Source organism: Marivivens aquimaris (assembly GCF_015220045.1).
Classification (GTDB): domain Bacteria; phylum Pseudomonadota; class Alphaproteobacteria; order Rhodobacterales; family Rhodobacteraceae; genus Marivivens; species Marivivens aquimaris.
Window position 1 is genome coordinate 3207155 of the sequence record NZ_JADBGB010000001.1, and the last position, 21461, is coordinate 3228615.

A 21461-nucleotide genomic window follows, 5' to 3' on the forward strand; every position below is an offset into this window, starting at 1 on the left:
CCTCGCGCATAGCTTGGCGACAAATCTGAGGGGCGGGATGACCACCATAAACATCATCGGCGCGGGGCGTGTCGGGGCCACGTTTCTGCGACTTTTCGAGCGGCTGGACGGCGTGCGGATCGGTGACGTGGCGAGCGGCAGCCTTCGTAGTGCGCAAGCGGCAGTGACCGGCGGCGGCGCGGGGCGGGCGGTTGAGCTGACCGACATGTCGCCTGCGGATATCTGGCTGATAACCGTACCGGACGACCGTATCTCGGACATCGCCGCGCAAATCTCTGCGCCGCCTGCGATTGCGGTGCATTGTAGCGGGTTCAAATCGTCGGATGCGCTGGCATCTCTCGCGGACAAGGGCTGGAAAACCGCGAGTTGTCATCCGGTGCGTAGCTTTGCCGACCCTGACGCCGCAGCGAACGCCTTTGCGGGGACCTATTGCGCGATCGAAGGAACGGCCGCGTCCGAGGTCTCTGACCTGATCCGGCGGATCGGCGGCGTGCCGTTCGATGTGCTGCCGGAGAAGAAGGCGATCTATCACGCGGCGGCGGTGTTCTCGAACAACTTTACGACCGTGATCCAGCAGATCGCTCTGGACGCGTGGCGCGAAGCGGGAGTGGATCCGGATACTGCCAAGTCACTCTGCGCGTCGCTTCTGACCGCCACGGCGGAGAACGTCGCCTTGCTTGGCCCGCAGCAGGCACTGACTGGACCCGCTGCGCGAGGCGACATGCAAGTGCTGGTGGAGCAGCAGGCCGCGCTGGCCGCGTGGGAGCCGCGATACGCCAAACTCTACGAAGACTTCAGCGCGATGGCGCGGGCGCTTAAATCCAACGGCTCGCTCTAGTTCGTACGCGTCAGGCGAAGGCCGGTACTTTACGCTCCGGCCAGATTTCCAGAACGCCTGCGGTGAGCACGAGCAGCCCGCCGAGGATTTCCTGCGTCGCGGGCATCTCTCCGGCAAAGATGGCGGCAGAGATGGTGCCCGCGATGACTTCGGTCATCAGCAGGATGCCGACGCGTGCGGGTTCGAGCCTTGCGGTTGCCCACATCAGGCTCGACAGTGACGCGCCCCACCACAGCCCGCCCGCGAGGATCGCGGTGCCGATCACGGGAGCGATGTACAGACCACTGAAATCGGGCGCGCCGGACAGCAAGGCAAAGAACAGCGACGTTCCCGCAGCGCCGCAGGCAAAGACGAACGCGGCGGGCAGCGGTTTGACCGAAGGGCGGTACTTCATGCCGGTCGTCGCGACCGCCCACATCATGCCCGAGATCAGCGCCATCCACTCGCCCCAGCTACGCGGGTAGGGGATGGTGCCGTCGGCGCTGAGGAATACGCCGAGGCCAGCGATGCCAGCGATAATGGCGAGCAGCCGTGTGAGGGTTGTTTCCTCCCCAAATACGAACCGTGCGATCAGCGTGCTCCAGACGGGCGTCAGGAAGTATAGCAGGATGATGATCGCGACCCGACCGTCCACAAGGCTGATCGAGTACATCGCGAATGCCGCCCCGCCGAACAGGAGCGACGCGATGGCCCAGCCGTCTGCGCGGCGCAGCTCTGCCGCGTGGCGGATTGCGAAAGGTAGCAGGATGACCGCCGCCGCAACGGTAATCGCAAGCGTACCCCACGCGCCCAGCAGCCCCAGCCCGTCCATGGCGCGGACGGGCATCCAGTAGAGCCCCCAAAGGACACCGGTAAGGGTAACGATGACTGTCGCGAGCCTGATTGTCTTGGTCTGGTCCATGACGGCCTCCGGTAATTGAATTCCTTGCTCTATCTGGTGGAGGGCGCCCTAAAGTTCAAAGCATTTGATCTTGGAGCAAAGGTTAGTCTAGCTTCCCTTTATGTCTGACTGGATGCCCTCTCTTTCGGCTCTGCGCGCCTTTGACGCCACCGCGCGCCACCTCAACTTCGTTCGCGCGGCGGAGGAGTTGAGCGTGACACCTTCTGCGGTGAAACAACTGGTGCGCAAGCTCGAAGACAGCCTCGGCCAGCCGCTGGTGGAGCGAGACGGGCGCGGCCTGCGCCTGACTGCCGCCGGAGAGGCAGGCGCTCGCCGTATCAGCGAAGGCTTCGGCAGCATTGCAGCGGGCGTGGCCGCGATCCGCGCCCATGACGAACGCCAGCGGCTGATCCTGACCGTCGAGCCGTCCTTTGCCGCGACGTGGCTGGTGCCCCGCTTGGACAGGTTCCGCGAGGTCCGTCCCGACGTCGACGTGCTGGTGGATTCCTCGCCCGCGTTGGTCGATCTGACGAAGGATACCGTCGACATCGCGATCCGGTTTTCCCGCGCGGCCCCCAGCGGGCTGGTGTCCCGCCGCTTGTTTGACGAAGAACTCTGCGCCTATTGCAGTCCTGCGCTGACCTCCGGTGCGAAGTCGGTCCGCACCATCGCCGATCTGGCCCGCGTGCCGCTGATCCACTGGGACATCGGCGCGCTGGGTTGGGCGGCAGAGACGCGGCAGTGGATGGGCTGGGAGCAGTGGCTTGGAAAGCTGGGCGTCACCGGCATCGACAGCCGCCGCGGTCCCCGCTTCAGCGATTATTATCAAGCGGTGCAGGCCGCCATCGCGGGGCAGGGCGTGCTGCTGGGTAGCCGTCTGGTGATGAAGGATATGATCGCTTCGAACCTGCTGGTGACCCCGTTCCCCGAAGGTGTGCAGACGGACCTCGGGTATGACGTCATCGCCTCGCGCGGGGCGGCCGAACGGCCCGAAGTGCTGGCCTTCATCGACTGGATCGAGGGGCAAGCGCTGACATAAAGCGCTTCGAGCATCCTATCGTACGGTCGTCCTATACCCTTGGAGAATGGGAAGCGCATTTGCCTGCGGCATCATGTCCCTACCCAGAGGAGGACCCGTCATGCCCGCAGGTACCATTGAATTACTCGCCGATTTTGTCCGTGAACATTACTGGTTCGCCGCAGCGACTGAAGCTGGCAGCACGAACACGAATGATTTCGGCCAGCGCAATTTCAATCTGACGTCGACGGGTAGTCAGGCCAAGGACGGGGTTATCACCTACAACTTCGATGGTGGCATGACCGGTGACTGGGATCACACCATCGAGGTCGTGCTCCAGATGTACGGCGAATTTCTCGGGGTGGAGTTTCAGGAGGTCAGCGGTGCCAACGCCGATCTGAGGTTCTTCGAGGATCAGGATCGCGGCGGGTGGGGCAACACCTTCAACATCTCGGGCGGCACCTACGAGTATGGCGAGGTTCACCTCGACCCGTACCGCGAAACGAAGCCGGGAAGTAACTACTGGTTCCTTCTCCACGAAATCGGCCACTCGCTCGGGCTTGGGCATTCGATGCCGGAGAACGGCCCTGATGTCTGGGACGGCTTTGAGCGTTGGGACTATGACAACGACAACATCCTGCTAACGGTGATGACCTACACGCTTCAGGATGAAAGCGATTTCGTCGATTTCAATGGAGCCCACGCCAATTCGCTGATGGCGACCGACTTCTTTGCGCTGGAAGAGATGTTCGGCTCCCAGCTCAAGGACGATGGCACGGCTTACGGCCCGTCGCAGGCGTTCAGCGAAGACACAACGTGGGGCTTTAATACGACGATTACGACCGATCGTGTGTGGCTCTACGCGGTGATGACCGACAGGTTGCTGACGAACGTCTACTGCATCTACGACGGCGATGGCCGCGATCACCTCGATATGTCGGGCTATAGCGACGACCAGACGATCGACCTTACCATCAATCAAAAAGACCAGCAGGCGCCCGTCTATATGTCGGTCGGCGGGGTGGAGGGCAATCTGACGCTCGCCGTCGGCACGATCATCGAAGACGCCACGGGCGGTACCGGTGGCGACCAGATCACCGGCAATTACGTCGCCAACTCTTTGAGCGGTCTGGGCGGCGCGGATACGATTTCGGGAGAGGGCGGTAACGACCAGCTTTACGGCGGCTTCAGCAGAGATGTGCTGTACGGCGGGGCGGGGCGCGATGACCTCTACGGCGGCTTGCACGACGACTTGCTTTATGGCGGCGCATATCATGACACCATGTCCGGCGACGACGGTGATGATGTCCTCTACGGCGAAGCGGGCAACGATGTTCTCAAGGGGGGAGACGGCTCTGATCTGCTGTCGGGCGGCGAGGGGCACAACACGCTCTACGGCGGTGCAGGCAATGATGACTATGTCCTCATGGACAACGACACGACCGTCCACGAACTGAACGAAGATGACGAGGATTCCGGCGGTATCGACTCGATCTATGTCGATACGAGCTTCAGCCTGACAGACACGTCTCGCGGCGATGTCGAATATATCGAGAACCTGACCCTGACGGGATCGGCGAACATCAACGGTTCTGGCAACGCGCTGGACAACTCCATTTACGGCAACGATGGCACCAACTGGCTGCTCGGCGATGCTGGCAGTGACGTGCTGTATGGCTTTGGCGGCGATGACGTTCTATCGGGCGGCAAGGGCAAGGACACGATGTACGGCGGCCTGGGCAACGACGTCTATTACATCGACCACAAACTGGACGTCGTGACAGATGCCGAAAATGGCGGTGACGACGAGGTCTATTCCAAGTTCAGTTACTCACTGAGCTTCACCTACATCGAGGACCTGTACCTCTCCGGCAAGAAGAACGTGAACGGCTACGGCAGCAGCTTTGACAACGTGATCGCCGGCAACAGGGGCAAGAACCAGCTCTTCGGTAACGCGGGCGAGGACAACCTCATCGGCATGGGCGGCAAGGACAAGCTCTACGGCGGGGCTGACGACGACACGCTGAACGGTGGCGGCGGCCGTGACAAACTGTTCGGCGGCACGGGGGACGACTACTACATCCTCGCCGATACCAAGGATAAGCTGTTCGATCTGGAAAATGGCGGCACCGACACGGTACTGAGCTATGTGGACATTTCGCTGCTCGATACGCGCAAGTATCGCAACCTTGAAAACGTCACACTCGGCGGGACCGAGGATCTGGATGCGACCGGTAACGACGCGAATAACACGATCAACGGTAACGCTGGTGCAAACGTGCTGAAAGGCGAGGCTGGCGACGACGTGCTGAGCGGCAATGGCGGCAATGACATGCTCTACGGCGGGGCCGACAATGACTCGCTCTTCGGCAATGCGGGTATCGACATACTCTATGGCGGCGACGGCAACGATGTGCTGCATGGCGGGGATGACGCTGACACGCTGTTCGGCGGCGCCGGCGATGACACATATTACCTGACCGACGCCGACGATTTCGTCGATGAGCGCGTGGACGGTGTGGATGCGGGCGGCACAGACACCGTCTACACGGATACATCCTTCAGCCTGCTCAGTGACGTTGGAGGCACGGTCGAAAACCTCATGCTGGAGGGCCGTGAGCACATCAACGGGACGGGCAACGGCGCGGACAACACCATCGTCGGCAACGATGCCTACAATACGCTGACTGGCAACGGCGGTATGGACACGATCTATGGCAACGGCGGCGGCGACCGGATCATCGGCGGCGCGGACAGGGACACGCTTTATGCGGGCAATGACAAGGTGGCCGACACCTTCGTTTACACCAAGACTTCGGACTCCGCCTATTCGCTCGGATTGACCTACGCCGACCGCATTTACGATTTCGAGTCCGGTGAGGATAAAATCGACCTCAGCGCGATCGACGCGAACGCTGGGACCAAAGGTAACGACACCTTCGATTGGGGGCATGTGGTCTTTGGGTCGGACGATCACACCAATGCCGTCTGGACGTCGAGCACCAGCACGGGCACCTACGTTTATGCTGACGTGGACGGAGACGCGGTGGCCGATCTGGCCATTGTCGTCTCCGGTACTCTTTCCCTGACGGAGGACGACTTCATCCTCTGATTTCGGACGTAAGGGAACCCTAACGGCGTCTGGGTGCTTCTCTCTGTAACAAGTGAGAGGTTTCCAGATGTCCGAACGTGCCCCGTCATGGGTCGAACCAGTTATGCGCACCGGTTATACGGCGCGCGGTATTGTCTACATTCTAACAGGTATTCTCGCCTTCCTTGCCGCATGGCGAGGCGGTCAGGCAGAGGATCAGTCCGGCGCGATGCAGACGCTGCTGGATGAACCCTTCGGTCGCCCGATGCTTTGGGCTATCGCGATCGGCCTGTTCTGTTACGCCATCTGGCGCATCATCTGTTCGGTCATGGACCTCGAAGACAGCGGCACGGACGCCAAGGGCCTCATCGGTCGCAGCGCCCAGATGGCGAGCGGCTTGATCAACGGCGCGCTGGGCGTGTCGGTCGCCAGCATTGCCATGGGCGGCGGTAGCAGCGGCGACAGCGGTAAGGAGTCGATGGTCTCGAAACTGCTCGCCATGCCTTTCGGCCAATGGCTCGTCGGTATCGTCGGTCTGATCGTGATCGCGGCTGGCGCTTATCACATCTACAAAGGTTACAAGGAAAAGTACCGCGAACACCTGCGCTGGACCCCGTGGCTGGAAAAGCTCTCGCAGCCCGCACGCTTTGGCGTCATGGCCCACGGCGTTGTCATCGTGATGTTTGGCGTGTTCTTCATCTTTGCCGCCATCAATGCTGACCCGAACCAAGCTGGCGGTCTCCAGCAGGCATTTGAAGTCGTCCGCGGCGCTGCCTTTGGCCGTATCCTTCTAGGCGCACTGGCGCTGGGTATGATCGGCTTTGGTCTCTACTGCTGGGTCGAAGCGACCTGCCGCATTCTCCCGACCCGTCCGCACGAAGGCGTGCAGACCATGGCGCAGAAACTGCGCAACAAAGCCAATGAGGCGACGGCTTAACGGCTGGGCAGGGTGAGGATGACCGGTCCCCGATCGGTCGCCACCACCGTATGTTCATACTGGACACAAGGGGCGGTTGGCTCGCTGTAAAGCGTCCAGCCGTCTTCGCCGTCATCTGCATAGTGGCCGCCGGTGGACAGGAACGGCTCGACCGTCAGTACCATACCTTTGGTGATGCGGCGCTTGTCGCGGCAGGGCCACGTTGCGATTTCTTCGGGATATTCATGCAATGACCGCCCAACGCCGTGGCTGGCGAGGTTGCGGATCAGCGTATAGCCGCCCCTTCTCGCAAAACGGCCGATCGCATTGCCGATCCCGCCCAGCGGTTTGTTGACCTGCACCTGAGCAATTCCGATCTCCATCGCGCGGCGACCGTCCTTACACAGCTTGTCGTGCTCGGTCTTCAGCGGCGCTACGCGGAACGATGCGCCCGTATCCCCAAAGAACCCGTTTTTCGACGCCGATACGTCGATGTTGATCATGTCTCCAGGCGCGATCACGCGGTCACCTGGAATGCCATGAGCGATCTCTTCGTTGATGCTGATGCAGGTCGCACCAGGGAATTCGTATTCGGACTCGGGCGCGGAAATGGCGCCCTCTTTTTCCAGCAGTGCACGCCCGATGTCGTCCAACTCGCGGGTGGTCATGCCCGCCTCGACGGACTCGGACATGGTCTTCAGCGTGTCCGCCACGATCTGTCCGATGTGCTTGAGCGCGTCGAGTTCGTCTTGCTGGGTTATGGTCATGCGCGTGTCCTTTCAGTCGAGCCGCGACCCTACGCGCATTTCCATCAGGCCACCATTTCTAAAACGCCCGTCCGCCGGAGGACCGCTCAACTTTCCGGCAGCCAGCGTTCCTCGGTCGCGGAGGGCTTGTAGGTTATCGGTGATTTGAACTGCTCCATTTCGATCAGGAGGCCCCACGGCGTCCGCCCGAAAACCCCGCGATTGCCTTGCCCATCCTCGGGTGCGCCGAGGTCGTAGGGTTCCGACAGTAGCTCGCCGCCAGCGTCGGTGAACCGCGCGGAGGCCGCGTCGATGTCGTCCACATTCACGCTGAAATGGGTGATGCCGTAGTCGGCGATATTGTCATTGGTCGTGCCCGCAGGATGGTCGATCTCGAACACCTCAAGGTTCGGGCCGTTCTTGAAACGCAGCACGGAGACCTTGAGCATCTTGGTCCCTTTGCGCAGCCCGTTCATCCGCCCGACCTGCGACGCTGGCATCGGCCCGCCGTTGGTGTCTGTCTGGGAAAACAGCTGCTCCACCCCGAACGCTGCATCAAAGAACGCGATGGCCTTGTCGTGGTCGGGGACGGTGATGCCGATATGTTCGATACCGTTGGTAGAGGACATGGGACGGACCTTTCTGAAGTGCCTGTCCCCATGCACCTAGCCCTCGATACGAAATGAACAGCCGCACCTGTGCGGCGCGGCTGTTCATATGCGAATACAGCGCCTTAGTCGGGTGCTACTGTCTCATTTTGGCTCAGGCCCGTGCCGCAATTTTCAGCAGTCCGTCCAGAATTGCCGCCGCAAGCGGGTTCTCCTCGCAGCTTTCCAGCTTGAACGTGGAGGCGACGATCTTGCCTTTGCCGAGCCGCTTTTCGATGACGAAGGCAGCGGGGTTTTGCACCCAGCCCACGACCAGACCGGCATGAACGCGGCCCTGGAATTCCCACGGACGGAAGCCCGTCATCACCTGCTCCGGCACCACTTCGGTGAACGCAAGGTCGAGCAGTGGACCACCCGGAATGTCGGGGAACGCCGCGCGGTCGAGCCAGCTGAAGTTACCCACCCAGTCACCGCGGAAGATCGACTTGTGACGGTTCTGAAGTTGATAGCCGGGGAAGGTGAAGTAATGGCCCGAGGTCATACCGCCCGCACCAGGGTCGATCTCGATCGAAGTGGGACCATCGCGCGGTTCGGTGTCGTCGCGCAGACGGCCCGGTTCCTTGTCGATCAGTTGCAGGACATGCGCACCGGCATGTACGGCGTCGATCAGTTCGGGGGTGAGCACGTCGGTCACGATGATCTGCTCGCCCGCCGCGTAGCCGAGAGCATCTATGCGGCCCGCCCAAGCGCCGTCAGCCTGCACGGTGACATCCACAGCCTGACGCTCGCCGAACACCATCAGGCGCTCGTCCGAGGTCGCGATCTGCTGGCCATCAGGTCCGGTGAGTGTGAACGTAACCTCCACCTGACGCGTTTCGCCTGCCGCGATGTCGAAGCTTGCGTCGACAGTGGCCACGTCGAGCGCAGCAACGCCCGGCGCATCCGCACTGCCGATCTGGCCTTCAGCTGTCCATGACAGGACAGAACCCGCAGGCACGGTGCCGCCGCCCGTCGACAGGGAAACGGTCGTGCGATACGTCTCGCCCGCCTTGGCCCAGTGGCGACGGAAGCGCGGGGCGATCACGACGTCGGTGTTCACATCCGCGAACTTGTCCGCGAAGGGACGCAGGTTGCGCGACATGTCCATAAGGCCGTTGCCTTCCCAATGAACGTCGGTGAATTCGGTGATGACATAGCCCGCGATCGGGGCGTGACTGCGCATCTCCTCGATCTCGTATTTCAGGTTCTCGAACTGGTGCCACTGCACGGCGTCGATGAATTTGTCGAATGATCCGAACACGTTGGCGAGCCCCAACTCGGCAAAGCGCGCCTTGATACCCACGGGGTAGACCGCACCGCCAGCCCATGTCGCGCCGTATTCGGCCCACCACGGATTGTGGCCGTCCTCGGTCTTCAGCTTGTCGGGGTGGGGCAGGCCCCAGACACCGAATTCGGATACCACGAGCGGCTCGTCGCCGCGCTTGGTGCACTCCGGCTCGTCCGCAAACGTCCAGTCGGCGTTGCCCGCGAACTCTTCACACAGCAGATCCCACTCGGCGCGGCGCTCAACGACGGTGCGGTAGAAGTGGTAGTCGTTGATGTCGGTGTTGACGTGGTAGTTCGGGAAACACGCCGAGTTATCGACGACCAGACGTTGCGGGTCCTCGGCACGCAGCCAGTCCACCATGTCCGACAGCCACTGACGCTGCACGCCGCTTTCGCGCAGGCGGGTGCCCCAGTCCTCGTTGATGATGGTCCAAGCGACGATGGAGGGGTGATTGCGGTCACGCTCCAGAATGCCTTCCATCGTAGTTTTCAGCGCTTGGGCCGACGCGTCGCCAAAGGTCTCCACGTTCGGGATTTCGGTCCAGATCAACATGCCGAGGCGATCCGCGACCTCGTAGTAGCGCGGGTCCGGCACCTTGATGTGGCAGCGGAGCATGTTGAGGCCGAGCTTCTTGGCCTTCATCAACTGGTCTTCGAGAAGCTCAAGCGAGGGCGGGGTGCCGAAGCCGTCGGGGTAGTAATCCTGATCCAGCGCACCGCGCATGTAATAGGGCTCGCCGTTGAGGAAGAACTTGCCGTCCTTGGTGGTGAAGCTGCGGAAACCGAAGGTCTCGACACGGGTATCGACGACCATGTCGCCGTCTTTGAGCATGATGTGCGCGGTGTAGAGGTTCGGCGCGTCGGGCGACCAAGCCGCGACCTCGTCCAGCGTGATCGTGCCGTCCACTGGGCCTTCGGTCACGGTCTGGCCATCAGGGCCGGAGATACGTACGGAACACGCGGCGTCCCCGACGATTTCGGGTGAGATTGTTACGGTTTTGTCCGCAAGATTCGCGTCAATCCGTACCGATCCGATGTGCGAGGCGGCGCGGGCTTCCAGACGAACGCTCTGCCAGATGCCGCCCTGCGGGCCGTACCAGCTCATCTTGCCGTGGGGCATCTCGGCAAAATCGCCGCCTTGGTCGTAGCGCGCGTCGGGGAGCGTTGCCTCGACCTCAAGCGTGAAGGTGCCGCTGTTCGGGCAGGGCACTTCGAACGGCAACCAAGGGCCGCTGTGGCGGGCGACTTCCTCACCGTTGATGCGGATGATGGTGTAGGCGCTCACCGCGCCAAAGCAGATGAACACCGACTTGTCTTCCCAATCGGTAGGAACGGTCACGTCGCGGCGATAGGTTCCAGTGCCGAACGACACGGCGAGATCCTCGAAATTGGCCTGCCACGGCGCGGGAACGCGGGCTTCGCGGCGGGTGTCGGGATCGCTGCTGTGATGGAAATCCCATGCGCCATCGAGCGACAGGGTGGGGCGGGCGGTGCCAACGGCGTGCGATGCGGAATCGAGGGTCATGGAAAGCCTATCGGAAAATCGGATCAAAAAGGGGTGCGGGGCCGAACGGTGGCCCCGCGAACTGCCGCCACCCACTGCGGAGCGAGGAGCAGGTTGTGGACAGCAGAACATGGCGGGCGGCAGTCTGGCCGTGGGAGACGGGTCAGCCCCGCCGCCCGCCGTTTCGTTAGCGGTTGTTGCGGCGCAGGATGCGCTCTACGCCCGACTGCATACCTGCGACGGCATCTTCGGGGCTGGTGCCAGCGAGCCACATCGCAGTGAACTCCGAGATCATGGCATCATAGATACCGCGCTCGTTTTTCACCGCCGGAACACCGCGTGCCATCGACGGGGTCGCGGCAAAGTCGGCACGGTGCGGAAGCGCCGCGAACTCGTCGCTGTCGATGACCGACTGGTGCACCGGAAGGTGACCGGTCATGGCCCATGCGAAGTTGTTGTCGTCGAGGAACTTCAGGAACGCGATGGCTGCCTCTTCTTCCTCGGGCGTGCGGCTTTCATCCATCGGGATGGTCCAGCTGTGCGAGTTCGAGAAGGTTGCCGGCTGTTCATAGAGCGTCGGGAAGTCGAGCGCGGTGTATTCCTGAAGCTCGGCGCCGTTGGCCGCTTGGGTCGCGTAGTTGTTCACGCCCCAGGTGCCGTTGACGAGGATACCCGCGCGGCCACCGATGAACGCCTGTTCAGCGCCGCCGTAGTCGAGGCCGCTGTCGGTCAGACCCTCGTCGTACATCTGCTTGATGAGCGTCGCGGCGTTCAGACCTTCGGGCGAGTCGATGGTGGCTTCGCTGCCGTCGGCGCTCAGAACGTCACCGCCCTGCTGCCAGACGAAGGCATCGAACATACGCACGGCCATACCTTCGGAGGACTGGCTTTCGATGGCAATGTAGTTCTGACCGGTCTTTTCCTCGAACTCCTTACCCATCGAGATCAGCTCTTCGGGCGAGGAGGGCAGGCGGACGGAACCGTCCTCGTTCACGAAGCCAGCTTCTTTCATCAGGCCGACGTTCACGTGGAACAGGATCGCGTGGATGTCGAACGGCAGCGCGTAGATTTCGCCGTCGATGGTGACGTTGTCGCGTGCCGCATCGGCCCAGTCATCGACGTCGACACCTGCTTCCATCAGCTTGTCGCCAAGCGGGGTCATCAGGTTGCGGTCGGTGAAGTTCACCAGCTGCGAGGCGTGCATAACCGCAACGTCGGGCATATCGCCGGTCGAGTAGGTGGCCGACAGCAGGTCGTAATACGCGCCCCAGTCAACGGTCTGGGTGATGACGTTCGCGCCGATCTCGTTCTCTGCGTTGAACTTGTTGGTCAGCACGGTGATGATGCCGCATTCGCCGTAGGCCTCATTGAGGTCGGTCACGCCGCCGAATTCGCCTTCGCAGTCGCCGAAGAAACGGTAGAGCGTGATGTCGGTGGCGGCAGCGGGCATCGCTGCGGTCAGGGTCGACAGGGCAACGGAAGCTGCCAGTGCAGTCTTTTTAGTAATGTGCATCTTATCCTCCATGTTGATGCATTTGGACGGTTTTCCGTCCGGCTTATTTCCCCGCCGACATCGCAACTCCTGCGACGATAAAGCGTTGGAATATCACGAAAAGAAGCATGATCGGGGCAGAGGCGAAGACAGCCGAAGCCATCAGTGTGCCCAAGCCTTCGGACTGGCCGAAGTTGCCCTGGATCGACGCAAGGCCCACGGTCACCGTGTACATGTCCTTGGACGTCGCGGAGACGAGCGGCCAAAGGTAATCGTTCCAACCGTGGATGAAGGTAAACAGTCCCAAGGTCGTCAGTGCGGGCACCGACAGGGGCAACATGATACGGAGGAAGATGGTCGCGTGGCTGGCATGGTCGAGGCGTGCTGCCTCCTCCAACTCGCGCGGGATCGAACGGAAAAACTGGGTCATCAGGAACACGCCGATGGGCACAGCCAGCCGCGGCGTAATCAGCGCGGTGTGCGTGTTGTGCATGCCCCATTCGGCAAACATGGTGTGCAGCGGGATGAAAATCGCCTGCTCGGGCACCATCAGACCCGCAACGACCAGCACGAAGAGCGGACGCTTGAACGGGAAGTCGAGGCGGGCAAAGGCGTAGCCAGCCATGGACGAGATCACGAGCACGATGAACGTCATCAGGAACGCCACGATGACAGAGTGCATCAGCCAGTTCGGCACCTTGGCCACCGTCATGACGCGAGCGTAGTTCTCGATCGTGAAGGGCACAGGCAGGAAGCCAGCGGTGGAGCGCATCAGCACGGCGTCCGGTTTGAACGACATCACCAGCACCCACACGACGGGGATCAGCCATACGACGGCGAACAGGGCGACGGCAGCAACAATCAGGCGGTCGGAGGCACGGTTTCTCATTGGTCGTCTCCTTTGCGGCCGAGCCAGAGTTGCAACATCGAGAAGCCTGCCATCACGACGAACAGCGCGAGCGCGATGGTCGTGGCGTAGCCCACCTGCCAATCACGGAAGCCCGTGTTGTAGATGTATTGAACCAGCGTCAGCGTGGTGTTCGCGGGGCCGCCTTTGGTCATCAGCTGGGCCTGACCGAAAATCTGGAACTGTCCGACGATTTGCAGAACCAGCACCAGCAGCACCGTGTGGCGAATACCCGGCAGGGTGATGTAACGCAGGGTGGACCAACGGCTGGCATGGTCGAGCTCTGCCGCTTCGTAAAGCTCGTCGGGGATCTGGCCGAGTGCAGCAAGGAACAGTGCCATCGGCAGGCCGACGCCCCACCAGAGGGTTGCGATCACCAGCGACGGCATCGCCCATTCGACAGAGCCGAGGAAGTTGATCGGTTCCATCCCCATCGAGCGGAAAATCGGCGCGATCAGCCCGCGGTCAGGCGACAGAACCATCTGCCAGACCAGCGTGACCACGGTGACCGAGAAAACGGAGGACGAGAAAAACACGCTCCGCAGCACAGCGCGGACGCGGCCATGGCCGTGAAGGCCGAGGGCTAGCAAAAGCGCGAGAATTGTCATGCTCGGCACTGCCATCGCGGCAAAGCGCATGGTGTTGCCAAGAGCCTTCCAGAAGTAGTCGTCGTACCAGAGGTCTTCGTAGTTGAAGAACCCGATCCACTCGCGATAGCCGCCCGCCAATTCCCAATCGTGGAACGAGATAAAGACGGCCTTGAATAGCGGGAAGATCAGAAAGACGCAGTAAATGACCAGAAACGGGGCCAGAAAGATCAACGCGGCACGCCCGTCGCGGCGCATCCGCTGCGGGGTCGGGTTCGTCATGACGCCACCTTGAGCACGTTGTGCGCGGTGATGGCCTCGCCATTGCTATTGAACACATGGATCGTTTCGGACAGCGAACGGAACGCGATCCTGTCGCCCATCTGCGGCGAAATCCGGGTGCGCAGTTCAGCCACGATTTTGCAGCCCATATCAAGCGTCGCGTAGATCAGTTCGACATTGCCGAGCTGCTCTACCAGATCGACCTTGCCCTTGAGCGGACCTGCGGGATCGACAGCGATGTTCTCGGGGCGCAGGCCCAACGTCACCTTGTCGCCGGACTGTGCATGAGCGGACGAGACCTGAACGGGGATGACCTCTCCGCTTTCGATCTTTGCGGTGGCAGCGCCGTTGGGGGCGACCTGCTGCAACACGGCCGACAGGAAATTCATCTTCGGCGCGCCGATAAAGCCCGCGACAAACAGGTTCGCAGGGCGGTCATATAGCTCCAGAGGAGCGCCGACCTGCTCGATCACGCCGTCACGTAGCACCACGATCCGGTCGGCCATCGTCAGCGCTTCGGTCTGGTCGTGGGTCACGTAGATCATCGTCGCGCCAAGGCGGGCGTGAAGCTGTGAAATCTCGGTGCGGGTCTGGACGCGCAGCGCGGCGTCGAGGTTTGACAGCGGTTCGTCGAACAGGAAAACGTCAGGTTCGCGGACAATCGCGCGGCCAATGGCAACGCGCTGGCGCTGACCACCCGAAAGCGCCTTGGGTTTACGATCAAGGTAAGGCGTCAATTGCAGGATTTCGGCGGCGTTGTTCACGCGCTCCGCGATGTCTTTCTTCGCAAACCCCATGTTCTTCAGGCCGAAACCCATGTTGTCGCGAACGGACATGTGGGGGTAGAGGGCGTAATTCTGGAAAACCATTGCAACGCCGCGGTCGCGGGCAGGGACGGCGTTCATCTCTTTGCCGCCGATGGACACGGTGCCGCCAGAGATTTCCTCAAGGCCTGCGATCATCCTCAGCATGGTGGATTTTCCGCAGCCGGACGGGCCGACGAACACGACGAACTCACCCTCTTTGATGTCGAGTGATGCGCCATGGATCACGTCCAAAGCACCGTAGGATTTGCGCAGGTCGCGCAAAGATACACCGCTCACGTCGGTCCTCCCCCATTACCAGTTACGCGGGCCTCCACCCGCTTTCCCAATCCGAATCGCATCTCCTCAAACGCGTTCCATTCGGCTAGGTTATAAGAAATTTTGTATAACTAATAATTATTACCGTCAACCTTTGGTTTAGCTTGGCGGAGGGGACTGGGGGTGATAAACCGCGCGAAACTAAAGAAGAGGAAGCGGTTTGTCGAAAAAGCCGACCATGTCCCAGATCGCAGCGCTGTGCGACGTTTCGCAGGCGACCGTGTCGCTCGTTCTGAACAACGCGTCCGGCACCCGCATTTCGCCCGACACCCGCGAGCGCGTTCTGAAGGTGGCGGAGGAGGTCGGCTACGCGAAGTCCAGTGCCAAGAACCGCAAGCCGCCCGTGGTTGCGTTGGTCATGGATGACGTCACTGCGACCCCGATGGCTCCTGGCTTGATCGAAGGCGTCATGAGCGCGGCCGAGGATCGCGGCTACCTTGGCATGATGGCAATGCCGGGGCGGGACGGGTTGGAGCAGTTGCTGGCCACCGTAAGTAAATCGCGCCTCGCCGGCGTGATCTATGGCCGCCTTATTACCCAGCCCGCGACGCTACCCGAGATCCTGAGCGACATTCCCACGGTCATGCTCAACTGCTGGGCCGAAGGGGAGAGCGTGCCGAGCGTGCTGCCCTCCGATATGGCAGGCGCGATGCGGGCCACGCTTGCGCTGATCGATGCGGGGCACAGCCGCATTGCCTGCGTTGGCGGCGAGAGCACGATTATGGCCGCCCGCGAGCGCCGCAAAGGCTACCGTACCGCGCTTGCGACCAAGGACATTCCGGTCGATCCCGTGCTGATCCGTGGCGGCGCGTACTCGATCGCTGGCGGCTTTGCTTCGATGAACGATCTGTTGGCGCTGGATAATCCGCCGACCGCCGTGTTCTGCTACACCGACCGCACCGCGCTGGGCGTCTATCAGGCGTGTACACGTCACGGGCTCCGCATTCCCGAGGATATCTCTGTGATCGGGTTCGATAATGAAAGCTACTCCGCCTCGATGGTGCCGCCGCTCACCACGATGGAGCTGCCCCATTCCGACATGGGCGAGCAGGCTGTCGCCATGCTGGCCGAGCTGACGGGCGGGGGCGGGGCGCATCTTCAGCAGAAGATCGAATGCCCCATGGTGGAGCGGAAATCGGTCGCCCCGCCGTCCCACTAAACGGGTACGGCAGGTCCGAAGTCCGCCGTCGCCGACCGCACGATACAACGGTTGTCGTCGGCAAAGTGTGCCTCGTAATAGCTCGACGCCTCGAAGGTGTCGCTGATGCGGGCCATCTCGGTTTCCATCCACTTTTTCAGGCGCTCTTTGTCCGCTGCGAAGGCCGGATCGTCCGCGAGGTTGGTCTGCTCGAACGGGTCGTTTTCGCGGTCGAAGAGGAACTCCGCCCCGTCGACGCGGTAACGGGCGTAGGTGAAGCGGCTGTCTCGCACCGCCCGCCATTCGTGGCCGTCCTCCCATATAGCGGTCGCGCCGCAGCCCATGAGCAGGGACATCTCTGGCGCGCCGTCTGCGCCTTTCAGAAATGGCGCGAGGTTCTGCCCTTCGACATCTGCAGGCGTGTCGATCCCCAGCAGACCGCAGATGGTCGGCAACACGTCCACCGCTCCGGCGGCGAAGTCGTGGGTGACGGGCTCCAACCCCGCAGGCCAGCGGATGAAGAACGGGACGTGGGCGGCTTCTTCGTAGAAAATCAGCTTGGCCCGCCGCCCGTGTGCGCCGAACATCTCCCCATGGTCGGAGGTGAACACGACGATGGTGTTGTCCGCTTCGCCCGATGCCTCCAGCGCGTCGATCAGCCGTCCGAACTCTGCATCCAAAGCCGCGATCTGCGCGAAGTATCCCCTCCGCCAGTTCTCCAGCTCCTCCCGCTCGCCGGCTTTGAAGCGCGCCCAGTTGTCGCTGTAGGGATCGTGGTCTTCGGCGTAGTTCGGCGGGTTGGGCATGGGAGTGTTCTTGAACATCTCCCAGTACTTCTGGGGGACATGATCGGGCCCCCACGGGTCATGCGGCGGACCGTAGGACAGGACAATGGCAAAGGGATCGCCCGCGTCGGCGTAGCGGTTGATCGCGTCGATGGTAAAGTCGGTCTGATGCGTCGCCTCGAACTCCGGATAGTAGATCTTCTCGGGCGTTTCTTCGTGGTAGTAGGCCGAGGGCGAGTAGTTTTCGTGGTTGAAGTTATACGCTTTCCATTCGCCCTCGAAGCCCAGCCTGTGCGGGCCGCGCGGCACGAATGAATTCACCGGATCGAAGTGATTGCCGAACTCGTTTGCGAAGAGGTGCCATTTGCCGATGTAGCTCGTCACATAGCCCGCGCTGGTCAGCAGATGGCCAAGGCAGGTCTGGTTCGGGTGGATGCGCAGTTCGTTGATGACCATCCCGTGCGAGGTCGTGTGCTTGCCCGTCATCAGCGAGGCACGATAGGCGGTGCAGACCGGCGTGTTGGACACGAACTGCCGCAGATGGGCAGAGTTTGCGGCGAAGCGGTCGATGTTCGGCGTGTGTGCTTTGGTGTTGCCGGTACAACCTAGCGCGTCATACCGCAGTTGGTCCGCAAACACGTAAATCAGGTTCGGTCGCTTGCTCATCACCCCTCCAATCGTCAATTTGCAACGTTGAAAATGAGATTTCCATATTATTGCAACGTTGAAAACGATTCTTTATCTTCGGGCATAGGCATGGAGGTTCGGATGACCAGACGGGCGACTTTGACGGACATTGCAAAGGACTGCGGCGTATCCGTGCGCAGCGTGTCGAACGTGGTGAACGACCAGCCGCATGTGTCCAAGGCGCTCAAGGACAAGGTGCTCGCCTCGTGCCGCAAGCTTGGCTACCAGCCAAATATCGCCGCGCGGAACCTGCGCTCGGGGCGCAGCGGGATGATCGGGCTGATCGTCCCTGACGTCGGCCACCCGTATTTCGCGGCGCTTGCCCGTGCGATCATCGACGCGGCGCGGGACGAGGGGCTGGGCGTGCTTGTCGACCACAGCGGTGGCACGCGGGACGGGGAGGCAGCGGCGCTGATACGTGCGAATTTCCAGGGGCAGTTCGACGGGGTCATCATCTCTCCGGTCGCGACGCCGCCAGAAGAGATCGCGGAGCAGATGTCGACCAAATGCGTGTTCCTTGGGGCCTATGCGGATCAGGAGGGGCTGCCGCATGTGGGCATCGACAACCGTGCGGCGGCCGAGGCTGCGACTCGTCATTTGATCGAAGGGGGAGCGGCGCGCATTGCCGCCGTTGGTCTGCGGGATCGCGACAGCATGGCCGATCTGCGTCTTGCCGGTTATCGCGCTGCGCTGGAAGGAGCGGGGCTGAGCGTCACCGATGATCTGCTCTTCACCGTGAGCGGACCTGACCGCGCGGCGGGTGCTCAGGCGGCCTCTGCCATTGCCGCAATGCGCAGGCGGCCCGATGCGGTGTTCTGCTTTACGGACCTTCTGGCGCTTGGCCTGATGCAGGGGCTTCAAACGCTCGGGCTTCACGTCCCGCAGGACATCGCCGTCATGGGCTTCGACGATCTGGAGGAGGGCGCTTACGCCACGCCGTCGCTCAGCAGTGTCGCGCTCGACCGCGAGGCGCTGGCGCGGGAAGCCGTGCGGATGCTGTCAGGCGAGGCAACGTGGCAAGTGCTGCCGCATCAGCTTCTTAGACGTGGATCAACCCGCTCAAGCTGATTTGCGCGTCGTGATATGCGCGGTCAACGGGATTACCGCCATCAGCGCGGCGACGAGCCAAAAAGCAGTCGGTAGGCTGTAGGCTTCGGCGACGTAGCCAATGGCGGCCGGCCCCAGCAGAATGCCGGCGTAACCCACCGTGGTAACGGCGGCGATTGCCATCCCGCCCGGCATGATGGTCTGGTGACCCGCGGCGCTGAAGATCACCGGCACGATGTTCGCCGCGCCCAAACCGATCAGCGCGAAGCCGAGCATCGCGATGGTCAGGCTGTCGGTCATCAGCAGCAGGGCAAATCCCAGAACCGCGAGGATGCCGCCGATCAGAAGGACTTTGAACGATCCGAGGGCGGCGATGATGCGGTCGCCCGTAAAGCGCCCGATCGACATCGTGACCGAAAACGCCATGTAGCCGTAGCCGCCCTGCGCCGGAACGATCATGTTCTGGTCGAGCATCAGGAGCGCACCCCAGTCGAGCAGCGCGCCTTCGGCCATGAAGGCAATCGCGGCCAACAAGGCGAACAGCAGGACGATGCCCTTGGGCAGAACGAACGCGGGGGCTTCGCCGCCTTCGACCGACAGGAACTTGGGCATCGCGAAGATGATGAGGCCAATCGCAATTACGGCAGCTGTTGCTGCGGCAAGGAACGGGCTGAACCCTTGTGTCAGCAGGAAGCTGGTGAAGGCCGCGCCGAAAAGGCCGCCGACGCTGAACATCCCGTGAAAGCCGGACATGAGAGTGCCTGCATGGCCCTTTTCGACCTCGACCGCGTGGACGTTAATTGACACGTCGAGCGTGCCCAGTGATGCACCGACGAGCAGAAGACCTGCGCCCAGCACCAGCGGGTCATGCGCCAGCATCAACAGCGGCAGCGCGATTGAGATCCCGAAGGCGCCCGCAAGGATCATCGGTTTCGCGCCCGTACGGCTGCTCACCACGCCAGTGATTGGCATCGCGATCAGCGACCCGATCCCGAGGCACAGCAGAAGCTGGCCAAGCTGACGGTCGTCAGATCCGGTGAACTCTTTGGCATAGGGCACAAGCGGGGCCCAGACGGCCATCATGAAACCGGCGACGAAAAAACCGATACGGGTGGCGAGGCGTGTCGCAGGGGTCGAGGTGGCGCGAGGCATTGGAAACAGACTTCTTCAATAACGTGGGAAAATATCTCGCGCAGATGAACACGAGCGGATGGCAAAGCAAAGGGTATTTCCCTCCACCGATGAGAGATGCACCCCTGCACCCCGATGCGGCAATGCAGCGAAGGGCTTGCAAATTGCCCTGTCCGCACCACAGGTTAAGGAAAGCCGCAAAGGAGATCGCCATGAAGACCGCACTCGCTCCCTACGTTCGCATCCTTGGCCGCGGGGCCAACCTCAGTCGCTCGATGACGCTGGAGGAGGCGCAGGAAGCGATGGAAATCGTTCTGCGCGGAGAGGCCGCGCCCGAGGCGATCGGGGCGATGCTCATGCTCATGCGGATGAAGGGCGAAACGGCCGAGGAAATCGCGGGCTTCGTTCGTGCGGCGCGGACGGTGGCGCCTGCCGTCGGTTTCGCCGCGCTGGATTGGCCGAGCTATGCCGCAGGGCGCACGCGCGGTCTGCCTTGGTTCCTGCTGTCGGCCAAGCTTGTTGCGTCGGCAGGTCATCCTGTGCTGATGCACGGCTGGAACAGCCACCAGAACCCCGTTGCGTCGGTTCGCGATGCGCTGCCCAAGATTGGTATCCCGACCCTGCAAAGCCGCAACTTCGGAGAGCTTGACGACAATATCGGATACCTCCCGCTGGAGGTGTTTTCGCCCGAACTCTTCGACCTTCTGCGTCTGCGCGATGTGTTCAACCTGCGTTCGTGCGTGAATACCGTGCTGCGCGTTCTCAACCCTGCCTCTGCCCGCGCGTCGGTGCAGGGCGTGTTCCATCCGCCGTATCGCGAGTTGCAACAGGACGCGGGGCGCATTCTGGGGCAGGAGGCGATGACCGTGCTCAAGGGCGGCGGCGGCGAGTTCGAACGTCACCCCGCGAAAGAAGCTGCGCTGTTTGGCTTGCGCGGCGGTGAAGCGTGGGAGGGCAAAGCGCCTGCGCTGACAGACGAACATGTGCGCCTTGCCGAAGGGGCTGAAACGGTCGATCCCGCAGCGCTGGCTGGTTTGTGGACGGGCGAATACGAGGACCCGTTCGCGCTGTCCATCGTGCTGGGAACCGCCGAAATCGCGTTCCAGACGCTCGGCGCGGATGTGAATGTCGGCGACCTCTGGGCGGCGCGGGATCGAAATATCACGCCCCTCTGAGTCCGAAAATCATGCTGCACCTGCAAATGATTCGGTTATCCACAAGAAATTGATTCGCTGAGTCGCTTATCCCCGCGAAAGCGCTTTACAGATTCGCACCGGATGATTCACCCTAAGGTCAATGGGGGTGGACCTGACGTGCCACCGATAAGGGCAGACTT

17 protein-coding genes are annotated in these 21461 nt (G+C 61.9%); 7 read left to right on the forward strand and 10 right to left on the reverse strand.

The genetic code is table 11. From position 1 onward, the window contains the following. The first annotated feature begins 13 nt into the window (after positions 1–13). Complete coding sequence (locus tag IF204_RS15955; protein WP_407658936.1) at positions 14–838, forward strand: Rossmann-like and DUF2520 domain-containing protein; 825 nt, start codon at positions 14–16, stop codon at positions 836–838. Positions 839–848: 10 nt separating this feature from the next. Here the strand turns inward: IF204_RS15955 and IF204_RS15960 are convergent, their stop codons facing one another. Continuing rightward, positions 849–1739, reverse strand: coding sequence for a DMT family transporter (locus tag IF204_RS15960; protein ID WP_194098016.1), 891 nt, complete (start codon positions 1737–1739; stop codon positions 849–851). Between the two features lie 100 nt (positions 1740–1839). Between IF204_RS15960 and IF204_RS15965 the strand changes: the two genes are divergently transcribed. The 3 genes from IF204_RS15965 (at position 1840) to IF204_RS15975 (ending at position 6764) form a co-directional block, all read left to right on the forward strand. Continuing rightward, a complete protein-coding gene (locus IF204_RS15965; protein WP_194098017.1) occupies positions 1840–2757 on the forward strand; it encodes a LysR substrate-binding domain-containing protein in 918 nt (305 codons plus the stop codon). Between the two features lie 100 nt (positions 2758–2857). After that, positions 2858–5848, forward strand: a complete 2991-nt coding sequence (locus IF204_RS15970; protein ID WP_194098018.1) for a M10 family metallopeptidase C-terminal domain-containing protein — start codon at positions 2858–2860, stop codon at positions 5846–5848. 67 nt (positions 5849–5915) lie between these two features. Then, positions 5916–6764 carry a DUF1206 domain-containing protein gene (locus tag IF204_RS15975; protein ID WP_194098019.1) on the forward strand — a complete coding sequence of 283 codons (849 nt, stop codon included), beginning with the start codon at positions 5916–5918 and terminating at the stop codon, positions 6762–6764. Here the strand turns inward: IF204_RS15975 and map are convergent. The 7 genes from map to IF204_RS16010 form a co-directional block, all read right to left on the reverse strand. Continuing rightward, entirely contained in the window at positions 6761–7510 is a 750-nt protein-coding gene (map, locus tag IF204_RS15980) for a type I methionyl aminopeptidase (protein ID WP_194098020.1), read from the reverse strand. The genes IF204_RS15975 and map overlap by 4 nt on opposite strands. Positions 7511–7596: 86 nt before the next feature. Beyond that, positions 7597–8118 (reverse strand): VOC family protein, encoded by a 522-nt coding sequence (locus tag IF204_RS15985; RefSeq protein WP_194098021.1) that lies wholly within the window; start codon positions 8116–8118, stop codon positions 7597–7599. 133 nt (positions 8119–8251) lie between these two features. Beyond that, positions 8252–10948 (reverse strand): glycoside hydrolase family 2 TIM barrel-domain containing protein, encoded by a 2697-nt coding sequence (locus IF204_RS15990; protein WP_194098022.1) that lies wholly within the window; start codon positions 10946–10948, stop codon positions 8252–8254. Between the two features lie 166 nt (positions 10949–11114). Further along, positions 11115–12440, reverse strand: a complete 1326-nt coding sequence (locus tag IF204_RS15995) for an extracellular solute-binding protein (RefSeq protein WP_194098023.1) — start codon at positions 12438–12440, stop codon at positions 11115–11117. Between the two features lie 43 nt (positions 12441–12483). Next, positions 12484–13308 carry a carbohydrate ABC transporter permease gene (locus IF204_RS16000; protein WP_194098024.1) on the reverse strand — a complete coding sequence of 275 codons (825 nt, stop codon included), beginning with the start codon at positions 13306–13308 and terminating at the stop codon, positions 12484–12486. Beyond that, on the reverse strand, positions 13305–14195 hold the full coding sequence (locus IF204_RS16005) for a carbohydrate ABC transporter permease (protein WP_194098025.1): 891 nt from the start codon (positions 14193–14195) through the stop codon (positions 13305–13307). The genes IF204_RS16000 and IF204_RS16005 overlap by 4 nt, the downstream gene beginning before the upstream one ends. After that, complete coding sequence (locus IF204_RS16010) at positions 14192–15298, reverse strand: ABC transporter ATP-binding protein (protein WP_194098026.1); 1107 nt, start codon at positions 15296–15298, stop codon at positions 14192–14194. The genes IF204_RS16005 and IF204_RS16010 overlap by 4 nt, the downstream gene beginning before the upstream one ends. Positions 15299–15515: 217 nt before the next feature. On the opposite strand from IF204_RS16010, the gene IF204_RS16015 reads away from it, so the two are divergent. Next, on the forward strand, positions 15516–16496 hold the full coding sequence (locus IF204_RS16015) for a LacI family DNA-binding transcriptional regulator (RefSeq protein WP_228069234.1): 981 nt from the start codon (positions 15516–15518) through the stop codon (positions 16494–16496). Here the strand turns inward: IF204_RS16015 and IF204_RS16020 are convergent. Next, a complete protein-coding gene (locus tag IF204_RS16020) occupies positions 16493–17926 on the reverse strand; it encodes a sulfatase family protein (protein ID WP_194098028.1) in 1434 nt (477 codons plus the stop codon). The two genes, IF204_RS16015 and IF204_RS16020, sit on opposite strands and share 4 nt — an antisense overlap. 102 nt (positions 17927–18028) lie before the next feature. On the opposite strand from IF204_RS16020, the gene IF204_RS16025 reads away from it, so the two are divergent. After that, positions 18029–19015 (forward strand): LacI family DNA-binding transcriptional regulator, encoded by a 987-nt coding sequence (locus tag IF204_RS16025; RefSeq protein WP_194098029.1) that lies wholly within the window; start codon positions 18029–18031, stop codon positions 19013–19015. On the opposite strand, the gene IF204_RS16030 is transcribed toward IF204_RS16025, so the two are convergent. Beyond that, complete coding sequence (locus IF204_RS16030) at positions 19007–20146, reverse strand: MFS transporter (RefSeq protein ID WP_194098030.1); 1140 nt, start codon at positions 20144–20146, stop codon at positions 19007–19009. The genes IF204_RS16025 and IF204_RS16030 overlap by 9 nt on opposite strands. Before the next feature lie 191 nt (positions 20147–20337). On the opposite strand from IF204_RS16030, the gene IF204_RS16035 reads away from it, so the two are divergent. Next, on the forward strand, positions 20338–21300 hold the full coding sequence (locus IF204_RS16035; RefSeq protein WP_194098031.1) for a glycosyl transferase family protein: 963 nt from the start codon (positions 20338–20340) through the stop codon (positions 21298–21300). Positions 21301–21461: the final 161 nt, after the last annotated feature.